This is a genomic window from Actinosynnema sp. NPDC020468 (assembly GCF_040642015.1).
Classification (GTDB): domain Bacteria; phylum Actinomycetota; class Actinomycetes; order Mycobacteriales; family Pseudonocardiaceae; genus Actinosynnema.
Genome location: NZ_JBFAEO010000023.1, coordinates 30,634 through 56,823 on the forward strand (window position 1 = coordinate 30,634; position 26,190 = coordinate 56,823).

The 26,190-nt window shown below is 72.6% G+C and carries 26 protein-coding genes; 17 read left to right on the forward strand and 9 right to left on the reverse strand.

Annotation, left to right across the window (positions count from 1 at the left end; translation table 11 throughout):
• Positions 1-13 precede the first annotated feature (13 nt).
• Positions 14-1,099 carry a DUF2332 domain-containing protein gene (locus tag AB0G50_RS18075; protein WP_360109361.1) on the forward strand — a complete coding sequence of 362 codons (1,086 nt, stop codon included), beginning with the start codon at positions 14-16 and terminating at the stop codon, positions 1,097-1,099.
• A gap of 23 nt (positions 1,100-1,122) precedes the next feature.
• On the opposite strand, the gene AB0G50_RS18080 is transcribed toward AB0G50_RS18075, so the two are convergent.
• Complete coding sequence (locus AB0G50_RS18080; protein WP_360109600.1) at positions 1,123-1,515, reverse strand: NUDIX domain-containing protein; 393 nt, start codon at positions 1,513-1,515, stop codon at positions 1,123-1,125.
• A 156-nt stretch (positions 1,516-1,671) separates the two neighbouring features.
• Between AB0G50_RS18080 and AB0G50_RS18085 the strand changes: the two genes are divergently transcribed.
• The 5 genes from AB0G50_RS18085 to AB0G50_RS18105 all read left to right on the forward strand — a co-directional run bounded on the left by AB0G50_RS18085 (position 1,672) and on the right by AB0G50_RS18105 (position 4,651).
• Positions 1,672-1,839: a hypothetical protein gene (locus AB0G50_RS18085; protein WP_360109612.1), complete on the forward strand. Its 168-nt coding sequence runs from the start codon at positions 1,672-1,674 to the stop codon at positions 1,837-1,839.
• A 44-nt stretch (positions 1,840-1,883) separates the two neighbouring features.
• The gene (locus AB0G50_RS18090; protein WP_360109364.1) at positions 1,884-2,444 is read left to right on the forward strand and encodes a PH domain-containing protein; all 561 of its coding nucleotides are present in this window, start codon (positions 1,884-1,886) and stop codon (positions 2,442-2,444) included.
• An 84-nt stretch (positions 2,445-2,528) separates the two neighbouring features.
• Positions 2,529-3,386 (forward strand): PHP domain-containing protein, encoded by an 858-nt coding sequence (locus tag AB0G50_RS18095; protein ID WP_360109367.1) that lies wholly within the window; start codon positions 2,529-2,531, stop codon positions 3,384-3,386.
• 44 nt (positions 3,387-3,430) lie between these two features.
• Positions 3,431-4,270: a PD-(D/E)XK nuclease family protein gene (locus AB0G50_RS18100; protein ID WP_360109370.1), complete on the forward strand. Its 840-nt coding sequence runs from the start codon at positions 3,431-3,433 to the stop codon at positions 4,268-4,270.
• 75 nt (positions 4,271-4,345) lie between these two features.
• Positions 4,346-4,651 carry a hypothetical protein gene (locus tag AB0G50_RS18105; RefSeq protein WP_360109373.1) on the forward strand — a complete coding sequence of 102 codons (306 nt, stop codon included), beginning with the start codon at positions 4,346-4,348 and terminating at the stop codon, positions 4,649-4,651.
• 768 nt (positions 4,652-5,419) lie between these two features.
• Here AB0G50_RS18105 and AB0G50_RS18110 read toward each other — a convergent pair.
• The 3 genes from AB0G50_RS18110 to AB0G50_RS18120 form a co-directional block, all read right to left on the reverse strand.
• The gene (locus AB0G50_RS18110; protein WP_360109376.1) at positions 5,420-6,295 is read right to left on the reverse strand and encodes an alpha/beta hydrolase; all 876 of its coding nucleotides are present in this window, start codon (positions 6,293-6,295) and stop codon (positions 5,420-5,422) included.
• Positions 6,296-6,405: 110 nt separating this feature from the next.
• Positions 6,406-7,797 carry a hypothetical protein gene (locus AB0G50_RS18115; protein WP_360109379.1) on the reverse strand — a complete coding sequence of 464 codons (1,392 nt, stop codon included), beginning with the start codon at positions 7,795-7,797 and terminating at the stop codon, positions 6,406-6,408.
• Between the two features lie 82 nt (positions 7,798-7,879).
• Entirely contained in the window at positions 7,880-9,496 is a 1,617-nt protein-coding gene (locus AB0G50_RS18120; protein ID WP_360109603.1) for a DEAD/DEAH box helicase, read from the reverse strand.
• 356 nt (positions 9,497-9,852) lie between these two features.
• Between AB0G50_RS18120 and AB0G50_RS18125 the strand changes: the two genes are divergently transcribed.
• Positions 9,853-10,524: a ferritin-like fold-containing protein gene (locus AB0G50_RS18125; RefSeq protein ID WP_360109382.1), complete on the forward strand. Its 672-nt coding sequence runs from the start codon at positions 9,853-9,855 to the stop codon at positions 10,522-10,524.
• 66 nt (positions 10,525-10,590) lie between these two features.
• The gene (locus AB0G50_RS18130; protein ID WP_360109385.1) at positions 10,591-10,821 is read left to right on the forward strand and encodes a DUF3107 domain-containing protein; all 231 of its coding nucleotides are present in this window, start codon (positions 10,591-10,593) and stop codon (positions 10,819-10,821) included.
• 73 nt (positions 10,822-10,894) lie between these two features.
• On the opposite strand, the gene AB0G50_RS18135 is transcribed toward AB0G50_RS18130, so the two are convergent.
• Together AB0G50_RS18135 and AB0G50_RS18140 are read right to left on the reverse strand one after the other, a co-directional pair.
• Entirely contained in the window at positions 10,895-11,206 is a 312-nt protein-coding gene (locus AB0G50_RS18135; protein ID WP_360109388.1) for a DUF4873 domain-containing protein, read from the reverse strand.
• Positions 11,206-11,928 (reverse strand): TetR/AcrR family transcriptional regulator, encoded by a 723-nt coding sequence (locus AB0G50_RS18140; protein WP_360109391.1) that lies wholly within the window; start codon positions 11,926-11,928, stop codon positions 11,206-11,208. Before AB0G50_RS18140 ends, AB0G50_RS18135 begins: the two co-directional genes overlap by 1 nt.
• 60 nt (positions 11,929-11,988) lie before the next feature.
• Here AB0G50_RS18140 and AB0G50_RS18145 point away from each other — a divergent pair, with 60 nt between their 5' ends.
• Positions 11,989-12,888 carry a diiron oxygenase gene (locus AB0G50_RS18145; protein WP_360109394.1) on the forward strand — a complete coding sequence of 300 codons (900 nt, stop codon included), beginning with the start codon at positions 11,989-11,991 and terminating at the stop codon, positions 12,886-12,888.
• Complete coding sequence (locus tag AB0G50_RS18150) at positions 12,885-13,748, forward strand: alpha/beta hydrolase (RefSeq protein WP_360109397.1); 864 nt, start codon at positions 12,885-12,887, stop codon at positions 13,746-13,748. The genes AB0G50_RS18145 and AB0G50_RS18150 overlap by 4 nt, the downstream gene beginning before the upstream one ends.
• Before the next feature lie 137 nt (positions 13,749-13,885).
• On the opposite strand, the gene AB0G50_RS18155 is transcribed toward AB0G50_RS18150, so the two are convergent.
• Positions 13,886-14,542 (reverse strand): TetR/AcrR family transcriptional regulator, encoded by a 657-nt coding sequence (locus AB0G50_RS18155; RefSeq protein WP_360109400.1) that lies wholly within the window; start codon positions 14,540-14,542, stop codon positions 13,886-13,888.
• A gap of 138 nt (positions 14,543-14,680) precedes the next feature.
• Here AB0G50_RS18155 and AB0G50_RS18160 point away from each other — a divergent pair, with 138 nt between their 5' ends.
• The 4 genes from AB0G50_RS18160 (at position 14,681) to AB0G50_RS18175 (ending at position 19,022) form a co-directional block, all read left to right on the forward strand.
• Positions 14,681-15,664: an alpha/beta hydrolase gene (locus tag AB0G50_RS18160; protein ID WP_360109403.1), complete on the forward strand. Its 984-nt coding sequence runs from the start codon at positions 14,681-14,683 to the stop codon at positions 15,662-15,664.
• A 102-nt stretch (positions 15,665-15,766) separates the two neighbouring features.
• Entirely contained in the window at positions 15,767-16,795 is a 1,029-nt protein-coding gene (locus AB0G50_RS18165; protein ID WP_360109406.1) for a DUF3152 domain-containing protein, read from the forward strand.
• An 85-nt stretch (positions 16,796-16,880) separates the two neighbouring features.
• Positions 16,881-18,053 carry an adenylyltransferase/sulfurtransferase MoeZ gene (moeZ, locus tag AB0G50_RS18170; protein WP_360109409.1) on the forward strand — a complete coding sequence of 391 codons (1,173 nt, stop codon included), beginning with the start codon at positions 16,881-16,883 and terminating at the stop codon, positions 18,051-18,053.
• A gap of 171 nt (positions 18,054-18,224) precedes the next feature.
• The gene (locus tag AB0G50_RS18175) at positions 18,225-19,022 is read left to right on the forward strand and encodes a TIGR02569 family protein (RefSeq protein WP_360109412.1); all 798 of its coding nucleotides are present in this window, start codon (positions 18,225-18,227) and stop codon (positions 19,020-19,022) included.
• A 7-nt stretch (positions 19,023-19,029) separates the two neighbouring features.
• Here the strand turns inward: AB0G50_RS18175 and AB0G50_RS18180 are convergent, their stop codons facing one another.
• Positions 19,030-20,700, reverse strand: a complete 1,671-nt coding sequence (locus tag AB0G50_RS18180; RefSeq protein WP_360109415.1) for a hypothetical protein — start codon at positions 20,698-20,700, stop codon at positions 19,030-19,032.
• A gap of 194 nt (positions 20,701-20,894) precedes the next feature.
• On the opposite strand from AB0G50_RS18180, the gene AB0G50_RS18185 reads away from it, so the two are divergent.
• Together AB0G50_RS18185 and AB0G50_RS18190 are read left to right on the forward strand one after the other, a co-directional pair.
• Entirely contained in the window at positions 20,895-21,854 is a 960-nt protein-coding gene (locus tag AB0G50_RS18185) for a pirin family protein (RefSeq protein WP_360109418.1), read from the forward strand.
• Positions 21,851-22,237, forward strand: coding sequence for a tetratricopeptide repeat protein (locus tag AB0G50_RS18190; protein ID WP_360109421.1), 387 nt, complete (start codon positions 21,851-21,853; stop codon positions 22,235-22,237). Before AB0G50_RS18185 ends, AB0G50_RS18190 begins: the two co-directional genes overlap by 4 nt.
• Here the strand turns inward: AB0G50_RS18190 and AB0G50_RS18195 are convergent.
• Positions 22,203-22,526: an MGMT family protein gene (locus AB0G50_RS18195; protein ID WP_360109424.1), complete on the reverse strand. Its 324-nt coding sequence runs from the start codon at positions 22,524-22,526 to the stop codon at positions 22,203-22,205. The two genes, AB0G50_RS18190 and AB0G50_RS18195, sit on opposite strands and share 35 nt — an antisense overlap.
• A gap of 79 nt (positions 22,527-22,605) precedes the next feature.
• Here AB0G50_RS18195 and AB0G50_RS18200 point away from each other — a divergent pair, with 79 nt between their 5' ends.
• Positions 22,606-25,773 carry an ATP-dependent DNA helicase gene (locus tag AB0G50_RS18200; protein ID WP_360109427.1) on the forward strand — a complete coding sequence of 1,056 codons (3,168 nt, stop codon included), beginning with the start codon at positions 22,606-22,608 and terminating at the stop codon, positions 25,771-25,773.
• Positions 25,774-26,190 lie beyond the last annotated feature (417 nt).

The window sequence follows — 26,190 nt, forward strand, 5'->3', positions numbered from 1 at the left end:
CTTGAGGAGTGACGTGACCGATCTGGACCTGGTTCGGCGGCGACTCGCGGCGTTCGCGCGGACGGAGGCGCACGGCGTCTCGCCGCTCTACGAGCACCTGGCCGAGCGCGCGGCGCAGGACGCGGACGTGGCAGGCCTGCTGACCGCGGCGCCCGAGCGGTTCGCGCACCCGACGCTGCTGCTGGCCGCGGCGCACCGGCTGGTGCAGGCCGAGCCGTTCCACCCGCTGTCGGACTACTACCCGTCGCTCGGCGGCACCTACGGCGCGGACCACAACACCTGGCCGCTGTTCCGCTCCTTCCTGCTGGAGCGCGCGGAGAAGGTGCGGGCGATCGTGTCGACCCGCAGCGTGCAGACCAACGAGGTGCGCCGCGCGGCGCTGGTGTACCCGGCGGTGGCCCGGGTCAAGGGCCCGATCGGGCTGCTGGAGGTCGGCTGCTCGGCCGGCCTGCTGCTCGGGCTCGACCAGTACGGCTACCGCTACCAGACCCAGCAGGCGGGCCAGCTCGTCGCCGGACCGACCAAGTCCGCGCTCGGCCTGCACTGCGCGCTGGAGCTGGCCGACGGCGCGGAGCTGCCGAAGCTGCCCAAGTCGGTCAAGGTCGCGGCCCGGGTCGGCCTCGACCGGGCGCCCGCCGACCTGACCGACGAGGACACCTACGCCTGGCTGGAGGCGTGCGTGTGGGCCGACCAGCCCGAGCGGCTGCGGCTGTTCGGCGTGGCGGCGACCGCCCAGCGCAAGGCCCGGCCGGAGTTCGTGACCGGCGACGCGGTGGCGGACCTCGCGAAGGCGGCCGCGCTCGTGCCCGCCGAGCTGCCGCTGGTGGTGCTGACGAGCAACCTGTTCGCCTACGTGCCGGGCGCGGACTTCGTGGCGGCGCTCAAGGCGCTGGACCGACCGGTGTGGTGGGTGAGCCACGATGGGTACGCGGGCGCACTCGAACACGTGCTGCCGGGTCGCGCCGACCTCAAGCCCGCTTCGGGTGAACCCGCGTTCGGCGTCGTGGGCCTCGTCCGGGTGGAAAAAGGCGAGGTCAGCTCGGTTTCCGCGCTCGCGCGGACCGCGTTGCACGGCCAGCGGCTCGTCTGGCTGCCCTGACCAGCGGCGACCGGGTGGCGGGGTCACCCGCGGGGCAGCTGCCCCCACCCCGCGAGCGCCTCGTGTAAACCCTCTGTGAGGCAAAGTGTGGTCAAGATCGCACCGGTGACCCAGCGGGCGTCCGCGGCGTCGTCGCCCGCCCGGAGGACACCGGATCGCACCTGGCAGGCGTAGTCGTGGATCTCGTAGCGGCCTCGTGCCGCCGGACGGGTGACGGTGCCGACCCACCGGCCGACCGTCACGGAGAGTCCGGTTTCCTCGAGGAATTCTCGCTCTACGGCGTCGACGTCCGACTCGCCCTGCTCCACTCGTCCGCCGGGGATCGACCACAGTCCCTCACCTGGGGGATTGGCCCGTCGCACGAGTAGTAGTCGCCCGTCCGGGTCATGTGCGATGCCACCGACACAGCGAATCAGGGGCTCTCGATCGGCCGTCACGGTCGCGGAGCGTAGTTGGTCCCGAATGGTGGTGCAGGGCGCTGACCCAAGTGCGGTACAAAACTCCCAACGTGCTGCGGAGTGCGGTACAACGGTTTCCATCTGGCGCCACACGGGTGCGGGTAGCGAACGGGGTTGATCACCGTGAATCTGAAAAAGATTCTCACTTTCGCCGGGGTCGGCTTGGTCCTGTTCTTCCTCATCGCGGAGCCCCAGCAGGCGGCTCAGCTGGTGCAGAACATCCTGGGCACCCTCAAGTCGGCCGCTGAGGCGCTCATCACCTTCGTGAAACAATTGTTCTGAGTCGGACCGACTCCTCCCCACCACCCGGCGAGAGGTCGTAGGCCATGTTCGCACCGCGGGACCCCGACGAGTACCTCCTGCCGACGGAGCGCCGGGTGATCCGGGTCCGGAGGCACTGGAGCTTCGTGCTCTTCGACATCCTCGAGGCGGCGGCGCTGCTCATCGGCTCGATGATGATCAGCTACCTGCTGCCCGACAGCCTGGGCTTCGTCCAGAACATCCTCTGGTACGGCTCGCTGTTCGTGCTGCTCAGGCTGGCCTACTACGTCATCGAGTGGTGGGTGGAGCGGATCGTGGTGACCGACAAGCGGTTCATGATCTCCTCGGGCGTCTTCGAGACCAAGGTCGCGATGATGCCGATCAGCAAGGTCACCGACCTGACCTACGAGCGCACCGTGGTGGGCCGGATGTTCGGGTTCGGGACGCTGGTCGTGGAGTCGGCGGGGCAGATCCAGGCGCTGAACCGGATCGAGTACCTGCCGAACCCCGAGGAGGTCTACGACGCCATCTCGGAGCTGACCTTCGGCGACAAGAAGGCGCAGGCCGAGCGGTTCTCGATGATCAAGGCGCAGCGGGCGGCGCGCGGCAAGAAGATGGTGCCGTAGCCGGCGGGGGCGGGACCGGAGGCGAAACCGGCCCGCACCCATGGCGAGGTCACGGCCGGGCCGCCGGTAGGTAAGACTGGGCTCGTGCGAATAGACCTGCACACCCACTCGACCGAGTCCGACGGCACGGACACGCCCGCGGAACTGGTGACGGCCGCCGCGGCGGCCGGCCTGTCCGCCGTGGCGATCACCGACCACGACACCGCCGCGGGCTGGCCGGAGGCCGCGGCGAACCTGCCACCGGGCCTGCGGCTCGTGCGCGGCGCGGAGCTGTCCTGCGCGTCCGACGACGGCGCGGGCCGGCTGATCACCGTGCACCTGCTGGCCTACCTGTACGACCACACCTCGCCCGCCCTCGTGGAGGAGCAGCTCCGGCTGCGCTCCGAGCGCCGGGCACGGCTGCGCCGGATGGCCGTGCGGATGGTCGAGGACGGGTTCCCGATCGACCCGGACGAGCTGATGGCCGGGTTGCCGCCGGACGCGCCCGCGGGCCGGCCGCACCTGGCGATGGCGTTGATCAGGGCCGGCGTCGTCGCCACCGTGGACGAGGCGTTCGCCCGCTACCTCACCTCCGGCCGCTACTACGTGCCGCGCACCGACACGCCGGTGGCCCGCGCCATCGCGATGATCACCGCGGCCGGTGGCGTGACCGTGCTCGCTCACCCGTTCGCGGTGTCCCGCGGTCCGGTCGTGGACGAGGGCGTGGTGGCGGGCCTCGCGGACCTCGGCCTCGCGGGCGTCGAGGTGGACCACCCCGACCACGACCCGGCGACCCGGGACCGGCTGCGCGGCCTCGCGACCGACCTCGGGCTGCTGACCACCGGTTCCAGCGACTACCACGGCACCAACAAGACCGTCCGGATCGGCGCCGAGACGACCGCTCCCGACGTCCTGGACGCCCTCGCGGACCGGGCGACCGGGTGCAAGGTGCTCGTCGGCTAGGTGGCTGTGCGGGAACTGTCGGTGTCGCTCGGTAGCGTGACGGTGTGCAGGAGCAGCTGGGGTTCGACTTCGGGGCCATGCCCAAGAAGCTGGTGCGGGTCACGCCGTCGAAGCTGTCGACGTGGGTGGACTGCCCCCGGCGGTTCCGGATGGCCTACCTCGACCGGCCGGCGCCGCCGCGCGGTGGCGCGTGGGCGCACAACACGCTGGGCGCGGTGGTGCACAACGCCCTCAAGGCGCTGTTCGACCTGCCCGCCGCGCAGCGCGACCCGGACCGGGCGGTGAGCCTGCTGCACCGGCAGTGGAAGAACGACGGCTTCCGGGACGCCGAGCAGGCGGGCGTGTACCGCGAGCGCGCCGCCGGGTGGGTGCAGGACTACGTGCAGGCGCTGGACACGTCGATCGAACCGGTCGGCATCGAGCGCTGGGTGTCCACGCCGACGGCGAAGATCGTCGCCGAGGGTCGGGTCGACCGGATCGACCTGCGCGACGGCGAACTGGTGATCGTCGACTACAAGACCGGCCGGCACGCGCTGACCACCGACGACGCGCGCGGCTCGCAGGCGCTCGCGCTGTACGCGCTGGCCGCCAGGCGCACCCTGCGCAAGCCGTGCACCCGGGTCGAGCTGCACCACCTGCCGTCCCGCTCGGTCGCCGTGTGGGAGCACACCGACGAGTCGCTGGAGCGGCACGTGCGGCGGGCCGAGGAGGCGGCCGACGAGATCGGCCTGGCGTCCGACACCCTGGCCGCGGGCGGCGACCGCGAGGTGCTCTTCCCGCCGCGCACCGGGAACCAGTGCACGTGGTGCGACTTCCGGCGGTCCTGCCCGGAGGGTCAGCAGGCCGCGCCGTCCATCGAACCCTGGGAACTGCTCGCGCCCTAGGCGAACCGAGGGCTTTGCCAAGCGTCCCTCCTACCGGGAAGGTAGGGCGCGACCGGTACTGGGTAGAGGAGACGCGTGACCGAGGTTCAGACCCGACGACCCGAGGCCGTGGTGTCGCGACTGTGGCGCGGGCTCAGCGGCGCGGTGACGGCGGGCCTCGTGCTGCTCGCGCTCGCGCTCATCGGCGTGCAGGTGTACGCGGGCACCCACGACCTGCCGGGGCCGGGCATCGGCGTGGTGATCGCGCACGTGGTGGCCGCCGCGGCGGCCGTGGTGGCCCAGGTGTTCGCCGACCGCACCCGAGGCTGGGCCGCGGCGGGCCTGGGCCTCGCCGTGCTCGTGCTGGCGGGCGTGACGCTGTGGATCTTCTGGTGGGCGTGACGACCGGCTCGTAGCGCCCCGGGGTCCCGGCCTGGCCCGCCGCGGTCGGACCGGCCGGTGGCGCTCGGTGGCTCGGTGGACGGGGATCAGGTCCGCCGGGTTCGGCCCGGGATGTCCGGCGGACTCGGTGAGCGGCCCTCTTGGCGCGTGTCGCGTCACGGGCAGCTGTTCCGGCTTGGCAGCGGGATGCTGCGGCCGACCCAATGCGCTGCTCTGTTGGCGCGTGTGGCGGTCGTGTCGCATCACGGGCACCTGCCCGGCCCGGGTTCGGTGGCGGGATGTGCCGCAGCGGATCAGGTGCGGTGCCCTGTCGGCCCGTAGGGCGGTCGTGTCGCGTCACGCGCACTGCCCGACCCGCCCGACCCGCCCGACCCGACCCAATCCGGTCCGACCGACCCGGTCCGACCGACCCGACCCGCCCGACCCGGTCCGACCGACCCGGTCCGACCGACCCGACCCGACCGACCCCGTCCGCCCGACCCGACCCGGTCCGACACCGACCCGACCCCGTCCGCCCGACCCGACCCGGTCCGACACCGACCCGACCCGGTCCGACACCGACCTGACCTGGTCCGACCTGGTCGGCCCGGGTCGCCGAGACCGGCTGCGGGGGTGCCCTGCGGTCTCGATGACTTGCTCGGCTCCAGTCGGCGCGCGTGTGGCAGCCGTGTCGCGTCACGCGCGCTGCACGCCGAGGCCGGTGGCGGGGTGCCGGGCGGTCCCGGTGACCCGGGTGGCTCTCCTGGCGCGTGGGGGAGCCGTGTCGCGTCACGGGCGCAGCCAGGCCCGCCAGGTCGGCAGCAGGGTGCCCAGCAGGGCCTCGGGCGCCTCGGTGTTGGGCGAGTGCGCGACACCCGCCAGCACGGCGAAGTCGGCGTCCAGGCGTTCGGCCATGTCCCGCTGCGTCGCGGCCGACCAGGCGTCGTCCAACTCGCCGCACACCACCAGGCACGGCACGCCCTCGGTGCGCAGCGTGCGACCCAGCCGCGCCACCAGGTCCGGCTCGCCGCGCAGGCCGTCGCCCATGCCCAGCAACCCGGCGGGCGAGGAGCGGACGAACCGCTCGCGGTACAGCTCGCGCAGCGCGTCCGGGACCTGCGCCCAGCGGGGGTTGAGCGACTGGCGGGTTTCGTTGACCTGCTGGGCCGCTTCGACGCCGTGCCGGCGCAGGACCACCTCGCCCTGGTCGAGCGCGGTCCGCCGGGCGCCGGGCGGCAGTTCGGACGGTCCCGCCGACATCAGCGTCAACCCGGACACCGGCGCGCCCGCCAGCACCGCGCCGCGCGCCACCAGACCGCCGTAGGAGTGGCCGAGCAGCAGCACCCGCCTGCCCTCGGCGGCGAGCTTGCCGACGAGTTCGGCCAGCGCCGCGCCGAGCGGACCGGGCCGGTGGTCGAGCTCCGACACCGGGCCCGCCGACTCGTACTGGCCGGGCAGGTCGATCGCGACCACCTCGAACCCCGCGTCGGCCACCGGGTCGAGCAGCGGCGCGAAGTCCTCCTTGGACCCCGTGTACCCGGGCAGCAGCAACGCCGTCGCGCCGAGGTCGCGCCCCCGTGCGCCCGCGCGCAGCGCCGCGATCGGACCGTGCCTGCCCGGCAGGTCGACGCGGTGCGCGTGGTGTGGGCTGAGCTGCGAGTGCACGTCGGAAAGTCTGCCCCACGAAGCGGTCCGGCGCGTTGCCGGCGGACGAAGACCTGCGGCCTGTTCTTCGGCCGCGTCGCCGGTTCCGCCGTTTCGCCCGATTCCCCGGGTCAGCGCAGGGCGACGAGCGTGTCGCCGCGCTGCTCCAGCACGACCGGCCCTTCGGTGGCCATCGCGATCGGACCCGTGTAACCGCCGCGGTCGACCGGGATGGTGCCGATCTCGGCGCCGGTCAGCTGGTCCACGACCTTGAGGCCGTCGCGCACCGGGATCAGCGCGCGGCCCGCGATGGTGGTGCCCGGACCCCGCGTGTCCTCCTTGGTCCACACCGGGTTCAGGTCGTTGACCTGGAGCGCGATCGTCCTCGTGCCCACGTGCCAGTAGACGTTCGCGGTGCTCGTCGCGGTCTGCGCCACCTTGCCGGGCTGGTCCTCCAGGTCCGCCGCGGTCGCCTCGACCGGGTAGTCCGCGACCTTGCCCGCGGTTTCGCTCTCGTAGACCTCGAGCCTGCCGGGCAGCGCGACGGCGACCTTGGTCGGGCTGATCGCCACCACCTGGGCGCCCTTGCCGCCGACCACCACGCTGGCGAGCACCTGCGGCTCGTCGTTCTTCTCCGGGTTGGGCTTGAGGATCGTGAGGCGGTCGGCGTTCTCCTGCGCGTAGCAGCGCTCGATGATCGCGATCTTGCCCTGGGTCACCGCGAACGAGTGGTAGGTGCACCCGGTGCGCGGCTGCTTGTTCGGGTTCACGATCGCCCGCAGCTGCCCGTACTCCAGGGCCTTGACCAGGTCGTCGCGCCGGTACACCTCGAAGTAGGTGTCGCCGGTGGTCACCACGTGCGACCCCTCGGCCAGCAGCCGGGTGCCGGTCTCCGCGTCGCCGTTGCGCTGCGGACCGCGCTTGCCCGACGCCAGGTCGAGCGTCTCGATCTCCGAGCAGTTGGTGCCCTTGGTGTGCGCGGCGATGACCTTGCCCCACGTGGTCGACACCGTGCACAGCGGGATGTCGCGGTTGTAGCGCCAGCGGACCTCGCCGGTCAGCGCGTCGTGGCCGACCACCTCGCCGCCGTCGCCGGTCACCACGACGGAGTCCAGGTTCACCGGCACCGGCGTCGCGCCGCTGGGCGCGCGCCAGGCCTCGGCCAGGCTCGGCGGCAGCACGATCGCGGGTTCCAGCGGCGCGATGCTGCTCGGGCCGGTCTGCGACGTGGTGCCGACCGCGTCGCTCGTGCGCCACAGCACCAGCGAGGTGACGAGCACGGCCGCCGTGATCACGGCGACCGCGATGTAGTCGCCCCTGGTGCGCCAGGTGCGGGGCTCGGGCGGTGGCACGTCGTCCTGGTCGGCGTCGGTCGGCCGGAGGACGTCCTCCGGCTCGGCCTGCCCGTTCGACTCGGCCCGCTCCGACCCGGAGCGACCCTCGTCGGCCCGCTCCGCTCCGGTGCTCTCCGGCTCGGGGCGCTCCGACTCGTCGCGCTCCGGCTCGAACGACTCCTGAACCACTGCCCGGCTCCCGATGGTGTCGGTGGATCTACCCCCGTGAGGCGACATGCTGCCCCACGGGGAAGGTGATCCGTGTGAGGCGTCAGTCTGCCGAGGGCACGGCGTCGGCGGAACCACCGGCCTCCGCGCCGGTCCGACGACGTCGGCGCCGACGCGGTCGGTCGCCACCCTCCGCGGCCGGCGCGTCACCCGGTTCGGCGGGCTGTGCCGCGTCCGGGGAGCCACCGGACTCGCCCGCCACCACACCGCCGCGACTGCGCCTGCGACGCCGGGGCCTGGTCGGCGCGCTCTCGTCCGACGACGACTCGTCGGTCGTCGCGGCCTCACCGTTCGTGGCCGGACCGCGGGCCCGACGCCGACGACGGGTCTTCTTCTCGCCCTTGAGGTTCTCCTCGGGCTCCGCGTCCAGCCCCGCGCGGGTGCGCAGGCCCAGCGGCAGCCTGCCGGTCGAGCCGGCCGGGATGTGCAGCTCGGCGAACAGGTGGTCCGAGGTCGAGTACGTCTCCACCGGGTCCGGCTTGCCCAGCCCCAGCGCGTCGCTGATCGACTTCCAGCGCGGCGTCTCGTCCCAGTCCACCAGCGTCACCGCGACGCCCGTGCGGCCCGCGCGACCGGTGCGGCCGATGCGGTGCACGTAGGTCTTCTCGTCCTCCGGGCACTGGTAGTTGACCACGTGCGTGACGCCCGAGACGTCGATGCCGCGCGCCGCCACGTCGGTGGCCACCAGCACGTCGACCTTGCCCGAGCGGAACGCCCGCAGCGCCTGCTCGCGCGCGCCCTGGCCGAGGTCGCCGTGCACGGCCGCCGCGGCGAACCCGCGCTCGGCCAGCTCGTCGGCGACCTTCTGCGCGGTCCGCTTGGTCCGGGTGAAGATCATCGACAGGCCGCGGTCGCGCGCCTGGAGCACGCGCGCCAGCAGCTCGGTCTTGTCGAGCGCGTGCGCCCGGTAGACGAACTGCTCGGTGCGCTCGTGCACCGCGCCCGCGTCGTTCTCCTCGGCCCGCACGTGCGTGGGCTGGTTGAGGAACGTCCGGGCCAGCGTGATGATCGGGCCGGGCATGGTCGCGGAGAACAGCATGGTCTGCCGCTTGTCCGGGACCATCCGCAGGATGCGCTCGATGTCCGGCAGGAAGCCGAGGTCGAGCATCTCGTCGGCCTCGTCCAGCACCAGGCCGCTGACCTTGCCCAGCACCAGGTGGCGCTGCTCGGCGAGGTCGAGCAGCCGGCCGGGCGTGCCGACGACCACGTCGACGCCCTTGCGGAGGGCGGCGATCTGCGGCTCGTAGGGCCGACCGCCGTAGATCGCCAGCACCCGGATGTCCAGGTGCCGGGCGGCGTCGGTCAGGTCGTGGGTCACCTGGAGGCACAGCTCGCGGGTCGGCACGACGACGAGCGCCTGCGGCGTGCCGTCACCCGGGACGGTGATCCGCTGGAGCAGCGGGATGCCGAAGCCCAGGGTTTTGCCGGTGCCCGTGCGGGCCTGCCCGATGACGTCGTCACCGGCCAGCGCGAGGGGCAGCGTGAGCTCCTGGATGGCGAACGTCCGCTCGATGCCCGCCTCGGCGAGCGAGCGGACGATCTCCTCGCGGACGCCCAGTTCGGCGAACGTCGGCGCGTCGTCGGTCACCGGCGCGTCGGCCACCAGCGGGTGGGACGTGTCCTCGTCCGGGACACCCGCCTCGCTGTGCTCCAGTGCCACCGGGTCGAGGTGTTCCGTGTCTTCGTTGGTCGCGGTCAGGGTGATCGCCTCTCTCGTACCAGCGCGCACGGCCTGTACGGGCCTCTCGACCGCACCGCGACCCCGTCAGGCGGGTCGTGCGTGGCGCGGGAGGGCCGGCGAGGTGTGTGCGCACCCTCTCCTGGCGGCACGGTGCCGCCGCAGTTCAGCCTTCGGCACCGCTGCGAGCCCCTGCTGGGCCGCGCCGCGCCGGGCGTCGAAGAGCCACTCTACCCGGCGACTAGGCCGATCGGGGCGCAACGACCGCATCGGCGGACGGGCCGCGTGCCTGCGCTGTCGCGCGGAACACGCCCGGAGGCCCGGCTAGGCTCCCGGCCATGAGTGAGCCCGTGGTGGACCAGCCGTCCGGCGAGGTCGCGGAAGGTGTCGTCGACCTGCTCGGCGCGGTGGCGTACGGCGAGCTGTCGGCGTTCGAGCGGATGGCCGAGGACGCGCGCACCGCGCCCACGCTGTCCGGGCGCGCCGCGCTGTCCCAGATGGCGGCGGCCGAGATCGGGCACTACGGCCTGCTGGAGCGGTACCTGGCCGACCGGGGTCACTCGGTCGAGGACGCAATGCGCCCGTTCGTGTCGGGTTTCGACGGCTTCCACACCTCCACCGCGCCCCGGTCGTGGCTGGAGTCGTTGGTCAAGGCCTACGTCGGCGACGGGCTCGCGGCCGACTTCTACCGCGAGGTCGCCGAGTGGCTGGACGCGCCGACGAGGGAGCTGGTGCTCGCGGTGATGGCCGACACGGGCCACTCCGCGTTCGCCGAGCGCGAAGTCCGCGGCGCCTGCGAGGCCGACCCGAAGCTCAAGGACCGGCTCACGCTGTGGGGCCGCCGGCTGCTCGGCGAGGCGTTGACGCAGGCCCAGTACGTGGTGGCGGAGCGGGACGGGCTCGCGGAGTTGATCGTGCGCGGCTCCGGCGACCTCGCGGGCATCGCCGCGCTCTTCCGCCGGTTGCAGCAGAGCCACACGCGGCGCATGACGGCGCTCGGGCTCGGCTAGGGTTGACTTCGAAAGTCGTCTGATTGCCGCTTCGGGCGGCTCGTCAACGCGTGCACGGAGGTCAGCGTGGAGGTCAGGGTCGGCATCGCGGACAGCCCGCGGGAGCTCGTGGTGTCCAGCGGTCTCACCCCCGACGAGGTGGAGTCGCAGGTCGCGGACGCGCTGAAGAGCGGTGAGGGTCGGCTGGTGCTGGTCGACCAGAAGGGCGCCCGGTTCGTGGTCCCGTCGGCGCGCATCGCGTACGTGGAGATCGGTCCGAGCGACTCCCGCCGGGTGGGCTTCGCCACCGGCGACTGAGCCGTGACACCGCGAGGGCGTCACCCGTTCGGGTGGCGCCCTCGTTGTTTTTCCGGCTTCGGCGCGTCGGGGGTCAGCCGACGGTGAACGGCGGCGTCGAGATGCCCGCGACCCGGTAGCGCCGCCACGGGTCGGGGTCGGTCAGCGCGCCGGTGGCCTGGCCGGCCGGCGTGCGCAGCAGCGCGGACCGCGCGCCCGCCTCGACCAGCTCGGTGACCTGCTCGTTCGCCGCGACCCGGCCGTACCAGTGGTAGCGGCCGTCGATCGGCTGGAAGTAGCCGCGCAGCTCGACGTCCACCGGCACCTCGCGCTGCTCGAACACGAGCACCGCCTGCCCGGTGTAGCCGTCCTCGTGGGCCTCTTCTTCCTGGTGGTCCTCCGACATCACGCCTCCTCGGCGTCCACGAGCCGCAGCCGGGGCTCTTCTCCGGTGGAATCGGTGGGCAGCGGCGCGTCGGGGTCGAGCTCGACGCCCGCCGAGCGCAGCAGGCCGTCGATGGCGTGCCAGATGATCGTGGTCAGGTAGTCGCTCAGGTTCGACCTGGTCATCGACTGCCGGTCGAGCCACCAGTCGCCCGCGTTCTGCACCATGCCGACCAGCGCGTGCGCCCACGGCTCCGCGCCGCCGGAGTCCATCCCGAACGCGCGCAGGTAGTCGCCGAGGATCCGGGCCAGGGCGGCCGCGATGAGCGCCTTGTCCTCGCCCACCACGTCCTGCTCGACGGGTCGGTCGGTGAACGAGCCGCGCACCACGAACCGGTAGAGGTTCGGGTTCTCCTCGATGACCGACAGGTAGGCGTCCACGATGCGCCGGATCCGGGCGCGGATCGGGCCGTCGTGGCCGATCGCGGGCACCAGCCGGTCCATCAGCAGCTCGGTGCCGCGCTGTCCGACGGCCAGGTAGAGGTCGGACTTGTCCGCGAAGTGCCGGTACAGCACGGGCTTGCTGACGCCCGCCTCGGCCGCGATCTCGTCCATGCCCACGTCGGGTCCGTGCTTGGCGACCGCGCGGATCGTGGCCTCCACGAACTCGGCGCGGCGTGCCTCCCGGTGGCCCTTCCACCGCTCGCGCCGCGCGTCCGTTCCGCCCTTGACAGTTCGTGCCATGTGACGCACGCTACCAGAAGTAACTGTTACCTCAAGTAGCACATACCCGGGGAGGACTCGATGACGAGGACTTTGAAGGTCGCGGACCGCGAGAAGACCGCCGAGCGTCTGCTCAACTCCTCGGCCGACAAGTTCTACGACCCCGAGGTCGACATCGACTGGTCCGCGCCCCTGGTCGACGGTCTGCGCTACACGCCCGAGCACCGCTGCTCGCTCTACGGCACCGCGCTGTGGGAGCGGATGTCGCCCGAGCAGCGGATCGACCTGTCCCGGCACGAGGTCGCGAGCATCGCCAGCGTGGGCCTGTGGTTCGAGATCCTGCTGATGCAGATGCTGCTCAAGGAGGTCTACCGCTCGGACCCGACGACCAAGCACGCGCAGTACGCGCTGACCGAGGTCGCCGACGAGTGCCGGCACTCCACCATGTTCGCCCGGATGGTCGAGCGCATCGGCTGCCCGCCCTACGGCCCGCGCCGGCACGTGTACCAGCTCGGCAAGCTGCTCCCGGTGATCGGCTACGGCCCCGCGCTCTACGGCGCGATCCTGGTCGCCGAGGAGGTCCTCGACCGGCTCCAGCGCGAGACGATGGCCGACGAGACCGTGCAGCCGCTGGTCCGCATGGTCAACCGGATCCACGTGCTCGAGGAGGCCCGCCACGTGCGGTTCGCCCGCGAGGAGGTGGTGCGCGGCATGGCGACGCTCAAGAAGTCCGAGCTGCCCTACCAGCGCTGGCTGATCGCGACCACGTCCATGTTCGTCACCCGGTCGTTGATCAACCCGGAGGTCTACGCGGCCGTCGGGTTGGACCGGGACGAGGCGCACAAGGCCGCCCTGGGCAACCCGGTCTGGCAGGAGACGATCCGCTGGTCCGGCGAGCGGATCATGAAGTTCCTGGACGAGAACGGCCTGGTCGGGAAGCCGGGGATGCGGGCGTGGCGGCGTTCGTTCCTGCTCGGATGAGCGCGCCCTCGGACACCCGGTTCGCGACCGCGGACGGCACCGCGCTGCACGTGGTCGACACCGGCCCGCGGTCCGCGGCCGTGACCACCGTGCTGGTGCACGGCTGGACGCTGGACCACACGTCGTGGGACCGCGTCGCGCCGGACCTGCCCGGCCGGGTGCTGCGCTACGACCACCGCGGCCACGGCCGTTCCGCGCCCGCGCCCGTCGGCACCGCGACCATCGCGCAGTTGGCCGACGACCTGGTGGAGTTGCTCGCGGACCGGGCGCCGACCGGCCGGCTGGTGCTCGTCGGGCACTCGATGGGCGGCATGACGATCATGGCGCTGGCCGAGCGCCGGCCCGAGCTGTTCGACCGGGTCGCGGGCGTGGTGTTCGTGGCGACGTCGTCGGGCGGGTTGGCCGGCTCGACGCTGGGGCTGCCCGGCGTGCTGGGCCGCGCGTTCGTGGCGGGGGAGAAGGCGATGAACCGCCGCATCGCCCGGTTCCGCCGTCCCGAACTGCTCCGGCGTCCGACGCCTGCCCGACCGGGCGTGCGCTGGCTGCTGTTCGGCAAGCGGCCGTCGTGGCGGGACGTCGCGGCCACCACGACCATGATCGGCCGCTGCCACCCGGTGGGCATGGTCGCGTTCCGGGACTCGTTGAACGAGCACGAGCGCCGCAAGGCGTTGACCGACCTGGCCCACGTGCCGTCGGTGGTCTTGGCGGGCGGCGCGGACCGGCTGACCCCGGTGCGCCACGCGCGAGTGATCGCGGACGAACTTCCGCACACCGAGCTGGTGATCTACCCGGGAGCGGGCCACATGCTCCCGCTGGAAAGATCCACAGAGGTCACAACACACGTGGCCGCGCTGTTGTGAGCACTGCCGGCTGTGTTGAATCGCCGCGCCTGCGGCACGGCGGTTCGGCCGCCTGGAGGTCGGCAGTTCACGACTGGTTTCACCGCGATCGAAGAGCGTGATCGCGGTGAAACGAGTCGCGACCTACCGACGCGGCCTCACAGCTCGTGGTGCTGGAGCGGGAAGCCGCCGCCGATGCCGCGCCACGCGAGGTTCGAGATCAGCTGGACCGCGTCCTGCTTCGGGACCTTGCGGTCGTCGGCCAGCCACGCGCGCGCCGTGACCTGGCTCAACCCCACCAGGCCGACCGCGAGCAGCCGTGCCCGGTGCTCGTCGAGGCCGGTGTCCGTGGTGATGGTCGCGGTGATCGCGTCCACGCTGTCCGTCGTCGCCCGCTCCACGGCCTGCGCCACCTGGGGTTCGCCGCGCAGGTCGGACTCGAAGACCATCCGGAACGCCTGGCCCTCACCGTCCACGAAGTCGTAGAACGCGCCGACCGTCGCCTGCACCCGCTGCTTGTTGTCCGTCGTGGACGCCAACGCGCCGCGCACCCGGTCCACCAGCTCGTCCACGTGGGAGTCCAGCAGCGCCATGTACAGCTCCAGCTTGCCCGGGAAGTGCTGGTACAGCACGGGCTTGCTGACTCCGGCGCGCTCGGCGATCTCGTCCATCGCGGCGGCGTGGTAGCCGTTGTTCACGAACACGTCCTGCGCCGCGGCCAACAACTGGGCACGGCGGGCGGTGCGCGGCAGCCTCACGCCGCGTCCCGCCGGGCCGCCGTGGTGCCCGACCGCAGTCTGGGCCGTCTCCGTCATGGTGCCCTCCACCCAACCAGTCTTTCGCGCCGCCGGAGGGGGTTGCCCTCCCGGCTCGGCAAGAACCTTACTCGCTGGTAGCAGCGTTCCGGGAAAGCTTCTCGTTTCGTAGGACGTCCGTGCAGGCATCCTGGAACAATGACCGACACCCTGGAGGCGAGCAGAGCCGCCGTCACACACGTGCCCCTCTCCGCCACTTCGTTGCCACCACTGGACACAACGATCGATCCCTGGCCCGGTGACTGCGTGGACGTCGCGGGTCACCGCGTCCACGTCCGCCGCACGCCGGGACCGACCGGGTCAACGGCCGTTTACGTGCACGGCCTCGGCGGCTCGGCGACCAACTGGACCGACCTCTCGGCCCAGCTGTCGCCGTTCGCCGCGGGCCACGCGCTCGACCTGCCCGGGTTCGGGCGGTCCGAGCCGGTCGACGGCTACGACTTCTCCATGACGACCCACGCCGAGGTCGTCGCGACGTTCATCGAGAGCCTGGGCACGGGGCCGGTGCACCTGTTCGGCAACTCCATGGGCGGCGCGATCGCCCTGATCACCGCCGCGACCCGGCCGGAGCTGGTGCGGACGCTCACGCTGGTCTCGCCGGCCGTGCCGGACCTGCGCCCGTCGCTGCGCCGGGTGTCCGACCCGCGCCTGCCGCTGGCGTTCCTGCCGGTGCTGGGCGCCCGGGTGCGTGCGCAGTTGGCGCTGGTCACCCCCGAGGAGCGGACCCAGCAGATGCTGCGGCTGTGCTTCGCCGACCCGTCCGCGGTGCCGCCGGGCCGGATCGCGCAGAGCCACGAGGAGTACACGGAGCGCTCGGCGCAGCCGTGGGCCGGTCTGGCGCTGGGCCGCAGCACGACCGAGCTGATCCGGACCTGGCTCGTGCCGCGGTCGCGGTCGATGTGGCAGCTGCCGCCGCGGATCACCGCGCCGACGCTGGTCGTGTGGGGCACCGAGGACCGGCTGGTCAGCGTCCGCAAGGCGCCGCGGCTGGCGAAGGTGCTGCCCAAGGGCCGGCTGCTGGTGCTGCCGCGCACCGGTCACGTGGCGCAGATGGAGCGCCCGGTGACGGTGGCCCGGGCCGCGCTCGGCATGTGGGAGTCGGTGGACGCCGGCACCTGGTGAGCGCGGCGTGGTCGGCGGCGGCCGTGAGGTGCACCCACAAGGGTGATGGCCCGCGGTCGGCCGCGGTCCACCGGACGCCCGCGGTTGTGGCACCCTTGGTCCGTGAACCGGACATCGCAGGGCGGGCGGGAAGCGGCGCCCACCCCGGGCGTCCGGCCGTCGGACGACGAGGACCGCTACCGCCGCGGTGCCCGACGCACGTCCGCCGAGCCGCTGGCCGCCTCCTGGGAACCGGGGGAAGCGCACCGGACGCCGCGTCGGAGCGGGGTCAAGGGCCTGGTCGCGAACTACGGGTGGCGCATCTACGCCATCCCGGTGCTCGTCGTGCTCTCCGTGCTGGTCGTCGTGGACACCGCCGTGCCCAGCCGGGTCGAGGAGGCCGCGTCGGCCACCGGCACGCCGCCGGGGTCGGCCGAGGCCAAGCCCGGGCCGACCGGGGTCAGCGAGACGCCGCCCGCGCCGGTCAAGCTGGTCGACATCCCGACCGCCGAACTGCCCGACGGGCCCAAGTACAGCGAGCAGGGCGCCGGCACCTGGCAGGTCGTGCCGGGCACCACGCCCCAGGTCGGCAAGGGCACGCTGTCCACCTACGCGATCGCGATCGAGGACGGCGTCGACCCGGCCGACTACGGCGGTGACAAGGAGGCGTTCGCCCGCACCGTCGACCACTTCCTGGACGACCCGCGCAGCTGGGTCGGCACCGAGGCGGTCGCGCTCCAGCGGGTGGACGCCACCGCGAACCCGTCCTTCACCGTGAGCCTCACCACCACGAACACCACGCACAGCATGTGCGGCAACCAGATCCAGTACGAGTCGTCGTGCTGGCACCCGCAGACCGGGCGCGTGATCATCAACGTGGCGCGCTGGGTGCGCGGTGCCAAGGCGTTCAGCAACGACCTCTCGAACTACCGGCAGTACGCCATCAACCACGAGGTCGGCCACGCGCTGGGCAACGGCCACGAGGGCTGCAAGGAGAACGGGCAGCCGGCGCCGGTGATGATGCAGCAGACGTTCGGCGTGGCCAACGACTACGTGGCGAAGCTCAACGAGGTCGACCCGTCCAACCGCGACGCGGTGCCCGCCGACGGCAAGGTGTGCACGCCCAACGCGTTCCCCGTCGCGCCCAAGTAGTGGGACGACTTCCCGTGAGGGAAGACGGACGGGCACGCTGGTGTTGTCCATCTGTGAAGGACATGTTTCCCCGAGGAGGACCCAGATGGCGCTTCCGCCGCTCGTCGAGCCCGCAGCGGAGCTGACCAAGGAAGAAGTGGCGCGGTACAGCCGCCACCTGATCATCCCGGATGTCGGGGTTCCGGGCCAGAAGCGGCTGAAGAACGCGAAGGTCCTGGTGGTCGGCGCGGGCGGCCTCGGCAGCCCGGCGCTGCTGTACCTGGCCGCGGCCGGTGTCGGCACGCTCGGCGTCATCGACTTCGACGTCGTGGACGAGTCGAACCTCCAGCGCCAGGTGATCCACGGCCAGTCCGACGTCGGCAAGCCGAAGGCGCTCAGCGCCAAGGAGTCGATCGCCGAGATCAACCCGCTGGTCACGGTGAACCTGCACCAGGAGCAGTTGACGTCGGAGAACGCGCTGGAGATCTTCCGGCCCTACGACCTGATCCTGGACGGCACGGACAACTTCGCCACCCGGTACCTGGTCAACGACGCCGCCGTGCTGCTGGGCAAGCCGTACGTGTGGGGGTCGATCTTCCGGTTCGAGGGCCAGGTGAGCGTCTTCTGGGAGGACGCGCCCGACGGCCAGGGCCTGAACTACCGCGACCTCTACCCCGAGCCCCCGCCGCCCGGCATGGTCCCCTCGTGCGCCGAGGGCGGCGTCCTGGGCGTGCTGTGCGCGTCGATCGGCTCGATCATGGTGACCGAGGCGATCAAGCTGCTGACCGGCATCGGCGAGACGCTGCTGGGCCGGCTGATGGTGTACGACGCGCTGGAGATGTCGTACCGGACCATCAGGATCCGCAAGGACCCGGAGAGCCCGAAGATCACCGAGCTGATCGACTACGAGGCGTTCTGCGGCGTCGTGTCCGACGAGGCGCAGGCCGCGGCGGCGAACAGCACGATCACGCCGCAGGAGCTCAAGGACAAGCAGGACCGGGGCGACAACTTCGTGCTGGTCGACGTCCGCGAGCCGCACGAGTTCGAGATCGTGCGCATCCCCGGCTCGGTGCTGATCCCGAAGGACCGGATCATCTCCGGCGAGGCGTTCGCCGAGCTGCCCCAGGACCGCCAGATCGTGCTGCACTGCAAGTCCGGCGCGCGGTCGGCCGAGGCGCTCGCCGTGCTGCACGGCGCGGGCTTCAAGGACGCCGTGCACGTCGGCGGCGGCGTGCTGGCGTGGGCCCGGCAGATCGACCAGAGCCTGCCCACGTACTGAGATCGGTGTCGGAGGAGGGGGTCGCCCGCGTGGCGACCCCCTTCTTTTTCGTGGTGACCTCGGCTACCTACTGGAACCGCACTAATGCGGACTCCGCCGAACGTGTGCACGGCGCGCGACGCAACGCCCCAGGTCCACCACCTGGCCGGGTGGTGCAGGTAGCGTGCCCGCGTGACCACACCTCCGGAGCCTCCGCCGTCGCACGTGCGTGCCGCGTTCGGCCAGCGTGACGCCGAACCGGAGCTGATCGACGGCGGTCCCGCGTGGCGGTGCGGCGACGCCGCCATCCGCCCCGCCGGCAAGCCCGCCGAGGCGACGTGGGTCGCGAAGACGCTCGACGCCCTCACCGTGGAGAACCTGCGCGTGGCGCGTCCCCTTCGCTCCACGGACGGCCGTTACGTCGTCGGCGGCTGGGCGGCCACGAAGTACCTGTCCGGGCGCGCCGAGCCGCGCCACGACGAGGTGGTGGCCGTGGCGACCCGGCTGCACACCGCGACCGCGGACCTGCCCAAGCCGCGGTTCCTGGACGCCCGCACCGACCTGTTCGCGACCGCGGACCGGATCGCGTGGGACGAGGAGACCGCCGACCTGGATCCGGACCTGGGCGGTCGGCTGGTGGAACTCCTGGCGGGCTACCGCAAGCCCGTGACGGCCCGCAACCAGGTCGTGCACGGCGACCTGTTCGGCAACGTCCTGTTCGCGGGCGACGCCGCGCCCGCGATCATCGACTTCAGCGCGTACTGGCGCCCGGCGGCCTACGGCGCGGCGATCGTGGCGGTCGACTCGCTCGCGTGGGGCGGCGCGGACGCGGGCCTCGCCCAGCGCTGGCAACACCTGGAGGAGTGGCCCCAGACCCTCCTGCGCGCCGCGATCTTCCGCCTGGCGGTCCACGCCCTGCACCCGCGCTCCAGCGGCCTGTCGCTGACGGGCATCGAGCGCACCGCCACCCAGGTCGTCGCGCTGCTGTGATCTCGTGTCACTTCGTGGGGTCGGCCGTCAAGCACGTGAGGTACGCCCAGATCTGGACGACGCAGCGGTAGCCGATCCACAGGACGTTGAGCAGCGCGCCCGCCACGACGACGGCCCAGGTGAGGTCGGAAACGCCCAGGATCGACTGCCCGCCCGGCACCTTCGCGTCGAAGCCGTGCCCAAGGCTCTTGTGCAGCACGTACAGCCCGGTGCCCATCACCGACAGCACCAGGGTGATCAGCACCGAGAGCCGTGCCGACATCGGGACCTCCACCACGCGCGACGGGGCGTCGAGACCCAGCCAGGTGGCCGCGAGTGCGGGGAACACCAGGAGGAACGCCGGGGCGTCGGTGCCGGGCGCCTGGGAGTCGGTGCCCTTCGAGATGGCGAAACCGATCATCCAGAGGATCGCGAGAGCGGCGAGCGCGGTGATCGTCGCGCGCATCGTCGAACCGGGCGGGATCTCGTCGAAGGCCAGTTCGACGCCCGGCCTGCGGCCGTGGTCGGCCGTCGGGAAGTGCCGAGCGTGGAAATGGGCGTACGGCTGGCCCAGTCGCTCGCGGAACCGCCAATGCGGGGCCCCTCGGACGGGGTCGACCTGCTGTCGTGTGGTCCCGTGGACATCGCGAAGCGCCTGATGCGCCAGGTAGCAACCGTCGGGCGCGCGCACGTAGAGGTGGTAGCTCTGACAGGTCGCGGCGTTGGAGATGTCGAGGAAGAGCTTCGAGGAACCCGCGCCGAGCGCGACCTGGAGGAACCCGCGACCCGACCACCGCGGTGATCGCCTGGAACGCTCGAGGACCAACGTGGGTATCAGCGTGACCCCGTAGGTGACGCGGTGCCGTCGACTCCCGTCCACGTCGCGCACGCGGACCACGACGGCGTCGTTTCCGGAGAGCGCCTGGACGAACAGCACGGCCATCTTCTGCGCAACCGGGTTGTCGACCTCCAGCCGGGCGATGGCCTCGGCGCCGGAATGGTCGACCTGCATGTCGTGTCGCGGGTCGCTTCGTCGGACGATGCACTCGATGGCACGCCGTTCCGCCTTTGTCGCATCCGGCGACAGGCCCTCGCCCGGAGCGCGTTGCTCCGATGTCGAAAGAAGAACGCGCAGCACCTTGGTGACCAGGGTGAGGTATTCACCGCGGGTAAGCCACGGCGTTTCCTCGTTGTTCGTATTGCGGACGGTGAAATCGTCGAGCAGGTCACCCTTGGGGCCGATCAGGATCGGGAGGTGCACGTGTTCCGGCGCGGCGTCGGCCGCGAAGCGCTCGGGTATTTCGAGGTCGACGGTCACCGTTTTGCGCAGCGTGCGGCCTTGTGGCACGCACTCCTCCACGATCCGCCGGCGAAACCGGTCCGGTCGGACCAGGCAGCCGGCGAAGGCCATGGCTTCTCCCGCCGAGGGTCCCGGCGAATCGCCCGACTCCTGTTGGAGTCGTCCGGCGAGGGCTACGCCTGCATCGGGGTCGTCCGGCTTCGCTGCGGGGGTGTGGAAAGGTCGATAGTGTGCGAGATAGGTGTGCCTCGCCACCAGTACGACTGTCCCGATCAGCAGTGCGGCGAGCGTCGGCCAACGGCTGCCGTCCCGGTACACCGCGGACATGAAGAGGACGTCGAGCAGTACGACGGCCGCCGCGACTGCGGACCCGATCGGTTTCGGGAGTTTTCTCGACATCGCGCGTCCCCAGGTTCGCCATTCCGCTTGGACCCGCCGCCTCGATGCCTCTGTCGGACCATCGGTCGCCTTCGTTACGGCACCTGGTCGCGGTCGGGCGTCGGTCCGACCCCGCCGGAATAGTTGATGGTTCAACCAGGTTGACACGGGGTGAGCGACCGCCGGATCCGGTGGTCCCGCCGAAGGAGGCAGAGATGCCCGCCGTCACCGCCGACACGCTGACCCTGACCAGGCTCCCCGCACTGCCCGAGGCCGGCACGGACTGGCGCGGGGTGCACAAGGTGGTGCCTGCCCGCACGTTCCTGGAGGGCGAGGGCTTCCAGGTGCGGCGGCCGTTCCCGGGCGTCGACCTGGCGCTCGCCGACCCCTTCCTGCTCCTCGACCACATGGGCGCGGTCGAGTACGGGCCCGGTGAGGCGAAGGGCGCGCCGTGGCACCCGCACCGCGGGTTCGAGACCGTCACCTACATGATCGACGGCGCGTTCGAGCACCGGGACTCCACCGGCGGCGGCGGGTTGATCACCGACGGCGGCACGCAGTGGATGAGTGCCGGTTCCGGCGTCCTGCACAGCGAACTGCCGCCGCAGGAGCTGGTCACCACCGGCGGGCTGTTCCACGGCGTGCAGCTGTGGGTCAACCTGCCGAGGTCGGCCAAGTGGACCCCGCCGCGCTACCAGGACATCGGGGCGCACGACGTCGCGCTGCTGTCGAGCGACGACGGCGGCGCGCTCGTCCGGGTGATCGCGGGCGAGGTCGCCGGGCACCGCGGACCGGGCGTCACGCACACGCCGATCACCTACCTGCACGCGACGGTCGCCGCGGGCGCGCGGCTCCGGCTGCCGTGGCCCGAGGAGTTCACCGCGCTGGTCTACGTGCTGTCCGGCCGCGGTGTGGTCGGGCCGGAGGAGCGCCCGCTGGAGGAGGGGCAGCTGGCCGTGCTCGGCCCGGGCCGGGCGTTGACCGCGCGGGCCGGCACGACGTGGGACGTGCTCGTGCTCGGCGGGTTGCCGCTGCGCGAGCCGGTGGCCCGGTACGGGCCGTTCGTGATGAACACCCGACACGAGATCCTCGAGGCGATCGAGGACTTCCAGGCCGGGCGGCTGGGCGGCACGCGGGTGCCGCACCTGTCGCCGGCGGACGAGGAGCTGTCATGACCGATGTGCGCGAACTGCTGCGGCGCGGCCGGGAGTTCCGCGTCGCGGGCGACCCGAGCGGCGCCGCCCGGATCCTCGCGGAGGCCGTCGAGCACGCGCCCGAGGACCGCACCGTGCTGACCGAGCTGGCGCTGGCGCACTTCCAGTCCGCGTCGCTGGGCAACGCCGAGCGCGTGCTGCGCCGGCTGGTCGACCTCGACCCGGCCGACGGCTACACGAGGCTGCTGCTCGGTCGCACGCTGAGCAGGCAGAGCCGGCACGCCGAGGCGGTGCCGCAGCTGAAGCTGGCCGCGGCGCTCACCGGCGACCCGGAGCTGGGCGCGGAGGTCGACCGGGCCCGGCGGTGGGTCAGAACAACGACGGAGGCTCCTCCTCGTCCTTGACGGCCTCCGCCCAGCGGTACTTGCGCAGGTTCACCTTGCCGCCGTCGTCGAGCACGCCCTCCGACCGGAGGCGTTGCAACTGCTCCTCGGCGATGTGCGGCGCGCAGGTGCCGTTGGCGCGCAGCACCCGGTGCCACGGCAGGTCGTGCCCGTCCTCGTTCAGGACGTGGCCGACCAGCCGGGGCGACGGTGCCCGCGCGAGGTCGGCGACGTCGCCGTAGGTCGCGACGCTGCCCGCCGGGATCGACCGGACGGTGTCGCGGATCTTCTCGTGCAACTGCTCATCCACGCGCGACAGGATGCCACGACGATCACCGCCGCCGGACCGCGTCCGGGAATTGTCGGTGCCTCGTGGTTCCATCTTCGCCATGGCCGTGAATCGGGCGCCCGTGCTGGTGCGCCGGGAACCTCGCGAGAGGCCCCGGCGGCACTGGGACGTGCCCGCGCGCGCGGTGTTCGAGCACGTCGCGGGGCCGTTGCGGGTGCTGGGCGGCCCCGGGACGGGCAAGACGACGCTGCTCGCCGAGGTGGTGGCGGACCGGGTGCTGCGGCTGGGCGCGCGTCCGGAGAACGTGCTGGTGCTGACGCCGAACCGGCGGGCCGCGGTCGAGATGCGGTCGGCGGTCACCCGGCTGCTGGCCCGGCCGGCGCGCGGTGGCGTGCTGCCGACGTCGCAGGAGCCGTTGGTGCGCACGGTGCACTCGTACGCGTTCGCGGTGCTGCGGGCGCGGGCGGTGCGCGCGGGCGAGCCGACGCCCCGGCTGCTGGCCGGTCCGGAGCAGGACGCGATGGTGCGCGACCTGCTGGCGGGCGACGTGGCGATGGGCGCGGCGAAGTGGCCCGAGCGGCTGCGGCCCGCGCTGGGGCTGCCGGGGTTCGCGCACGAGGTGCGCGACCTGCTGTCCCGGGCGACCGAGCGGGGCCTCGCGCCGGAGGACCTGGTCGACCTCGGCCGGGAGCACGGCCGGCCGGAGTGGGTGTCGGCCGGGCTGTTCGGCCGCGAGTACGAGGAGGTCAACCTGCTGTCCGGGTTCGGGCAGGGGATGGCGCCGACCTACGACGCGGCCGAGCTGGTCGGCAGCGCGCTGCTGGCGTTCGACACCGAGCCCGGCGTGCTGGACGAGGAGCGGGCGCGGGTGCGGCACCTGTTCGTGGACGACGCGCAGCACCTCGACCCGATGCAGCACGCGCTGGTCCGCGCGCTGGGCGTCGCGGCGCGGGAGTTCGTGCTGTTCGGCGACCCGGACCAGGCGGTGTTCACCTTCCGCGGCGCGGATCCGGCGCTGCTGGCCGAGTCCGACGCGCCGACCGTCGTGCTGCGGCGGGGGTGGCGGATGGCGCCGGGGATCCGGGACGCGGTGGCGCGGCTGGCGTCCCGGCTGCCCGGCACGTCGGCGACCCGCGCGGTCGAGCCGGCCGACGGCGAGGCGGGCGCGTTGCGGGTGCGGCTGTTCGCCTCGGCCGCGCAGGAGGCGGCGTGGGTGGCCGACCAGCTGCGCCGGTCGCACCTGATCGACGAGGTGCCGTGGTCGGAGATGGCGGTGGTGGCGCGGTCGGCGGTCCGGTCGCTCCCGGTGCTGCAACGGGCGTTGCTGGCGGCCGGCGTGCCGGTGGCCGTGCTGTCGGACGAGCTGCCGCTGGCCCAGCAGCCCGCCGTGCTGCCGTTCCTGGCGCTGCTGCGCTGCGCGGCCGTGCCGGGGACGTTGGACGAGGACACGGCGGCGATGCTGCTGGCGTCACCGCTGGGCGGCGCGGATCCGTTGGCGCTGCGGCGGTTGCGGCGCGGGTTGCGCCGGCTCGAGATGGCCGCGGGCGGTGACCGGCCGAGCGGCGAACTGCTGGTGCAGGTGCTGGAGGAGGCCGACCGGCTGGCCGCGCTGGAGGACGTCGAGGCGATGCCCGCGCGGCGGGTGTCCGGGTTGCTGAAACGCGCGCGCAAGGCGATCGCGACCGGGCTCAGCGTCGAGCAGGTGCTGTGGGAGCTGTGGCAGACCACCGGGTTGGAGCAGCGGTGGGTGGCGCAGTCCGCGCGGCACGGCACGTCCGGGATGCAGGCCGACCGGGACCTGGACGCGGTCGTGGCGCTGTTCGAGGCGGCGGCGAAGTACGTGGACCGGCTGCCCGGTTCCGGCGCCGAGGGGTTCGCGGACTACCTGACGGCGCAGCAGTTCGTGGGCGACACGCTCGCCGCGTCCGCGCCGACCGGCGAGGCGGTGACGGTGTTGACGGCGCACGCGTCGGCCGGTCGGGAGTGGACGGTCGTGGCGGTGCCGGGCGTGCAGGAGGGGTCGTGGCCGGACCTGCGGTTGCGCGGCTCGCTGCTCGGGGTCGAGCGGATGGTCGACGTGGTGGCCGGGGTGGACGCGGCGACGGTGTCGGCGGTCGCGCCGCTGCTGGCCGAGGAGCGGCGGTTGCTGCTGGTCGCGGCGTCGCGGGCGCGGCGGACGCTGATGGTGAGCGCGGTGCGCGGCGAGGACGAGCAGCCGTCGCGGTTCCTGGACGAGCTGGAGGAGTCGGCGTCCGAGGAGGGTGAGCGGCGGATCGTGCCGGCCGAGCGCGGGCTGGTGCTGGCCGAGCTGGTCGGCGAGCTGCGCCGGGTGGTGTGCGGTGAGGACGAGCCCGTGCCGCGGCGGGAGCGCGCGGCGGCCCAGCTGGCCCGGCTGGCCGCGGAGGGTGTGCCCGGCGCGCACCCGGATTCCTGGTACGGCTTGGCTCCCGTGTCGACGGGCGATCCACTGTGGACGGAGGAGCACACGGTGAGCGTGTCGCCGTCCACGGTGGAGGTGCTGGCCAAGTGCCCGCTGCGGTGGGTCGTGGAACGGCACGGCGGGCAGGACCCGGCCGAGCTGGCGTCGATCACCGGGACGCTGGTGCACGCGTTGGCGCAGGCGGCGGCGTCCGGCGCGGAGGAGAAGGAGTTGCGCACGCAGTTGGCCGAGGCGTGGGCGGCGGTGGACGCGGGCGCGCCGTGGTTCTCGCGGCGGGAGCGGGTGCGGGTCGAGCGGATGCTGGACACGTTCCTGTCGTGGTTGGCGAGCAGCCGGTCGCAGCTGACCCAGGTGGCGGTCGAGGAGGAGATCTCGGTCGAGGTCCCGAAGAAGGAGGGCGGCCCGCGGCTGAAGGTGCGCGGCCTCGTGGACCGCCTGGAAACCGACCGCGACGGCCGCCCGGTGGTGGTGGACGTGAAAACGGGCAAGAACCCGGTGACGAAGGAAGAGGCCCGCCAACACCCGCAACTGGCCGTCTACCAACTGGCCTCCGCCCTGGGCGGCTTCACCCACCTGGGCCTGCGCACCGACCCGGGCGGCGCGCGGCTGCTGTACGTGGCGAAGGAGAACAAGAAGACGGGCGCGACCGAACTGGAACAGTCCCCACTGGACGAACAGGGCGTCCGAGTCTGGCTGGAGGCCGTCCAGGCCGCCGCGGGGTCAAGCGTGGGCCCGTCCTACGAGGCCAGGGAAAACCAGGACTGCAACCGCTGCCCAGCCAGAACCACCTGCCCGATCCACGAATCGGGCCGCCAAGTAAGCCAATAACCCCACCTCCACCCGAAACCCACCCACCCCGCAAGCCTTGGTCGCCCACGGCAACCACCGACCTAACCGAACCGATTCCCGCCGCACCACCCCGCCAACCGCCGCAGCCCTGGACGAGCACAGCCACCAACCAACCACCGCCTCGGCCTGCTTGGTCGCTTGGGCTGCTTGGCTGCTTGGCTGCTTGGCTGCTTGGGCTGCTTGGGCTGCTTGGCTGCTTGGCTGCTTGGCTGCTTGGGCTGCTTGGCTGCTTGGCTGCTTGGCTGCTTGGCTGCTTGGGCTGCTTGGCTGCTTGGCTGCTTGGCTGCTTGGGCTGCTTGGTCGCCTGGCCGCCTGGCCGCCTGGCCGCCTGGCCGCCTGGCCGCCTGGCCGCCTGGCCGCCTGGCCGCCTGGCCGCCTGGCCGCCTGGCCGCCTGG

Bases quoted from the DNA above. Each gene is read 5' to 3' on its own strand.
- AB0G50_RS18125 (WP_360109382.1), top strand. From the start codon at position 9,853: ATGAGTGAGCCCGTGGTGGACCAGCCGTCCGGCGAGGTCGCGGAAGGT.
- AB0G50_RS18090 (WP_360109364.1), top strand. From the start codon at position 1,884: ATGTTCGCACCGCGGGACCCCGACGAGTACCTCCTGCCGACGGAGCGC.
- AB0G50_RS18145 (WP_360109394.1), top strand. From the start codon at position 11,989: ATGACGAGGACTTTGAAGGTCGCGGACCGCGAGAAGACCGCCGAGCGT.
- AB0G50_RS18185 (WP_360109418.1), top strand. From the start codon at position 20,895: ATGCCCGCCGTCACCGCCGACACGCTGACCCTGACCAGGCTCCCCGCA.
- AB0G50_RS18160 (WP_360109403.1), top strand. From the start codon at position 14,681: ATGACCGACACCCTGGAGGCGAGCAGAGCCGCCGTCACACACGTGCCC.
- AB0G50_RS18150 (WP_360109397.1), top strand. From the start codon at position 12,885: ATGAGCGCGCCCTCGGACACCCGGTTCGCGACCGCGGACGGCACCGCG.
- moeZ (WP_360109409.1), top strand. From the start codon at position 16,881: ATGGCGCTTCCGCCGCTCGTCGAGCCCGCAGCGGAGCTGACCAAGGAA.
- AB0G50_RS18180 (WP_360109415.1), bottom strand. From the start codon at position 20,700: ATGTCGAGAAAACTCCCGAAACCGATCGGGTCCGCAGTCGCGGCGGCC.
- AB0G50_RS18200 (WP_360109427.1), top strand. From the start codon at position 22,606: ATGGCCGTGAATCGGGCGCCCGTGCTGGTGCGCCGGGAACCTCGCGAG.
- AB0G50_RS18135 (WP_360109388.1), bottom strand. From the start codon at position 11,206: ATGTCGGAGGACCACCAGGAAGAAGAGGCCCACGAGGACGGCTACACC.
- AB0G50_RS18190 (WP_360109421.1), top strand. From the start codon at position 21,851: ATGACCGATGTGCGCGAACTGCTGCGGCGCGGCCGGGAGTTCCGCGTC.
- AB0G50_RS18140 (WP_360109391.1), bottom strand. From the start codon at position 11,928: ATGGCACGAACTGTCAAGGGCGGAACGGACGCGCGGCGCGAGCGGTGG.
- AB0G50_RS18155 (WP_360109400.1), bottom strand. From the start codon at position 14,542: ATGACGGAGACGGCCCAGACTGCGGTCGGGCACCACGGCGGCCCGGCG.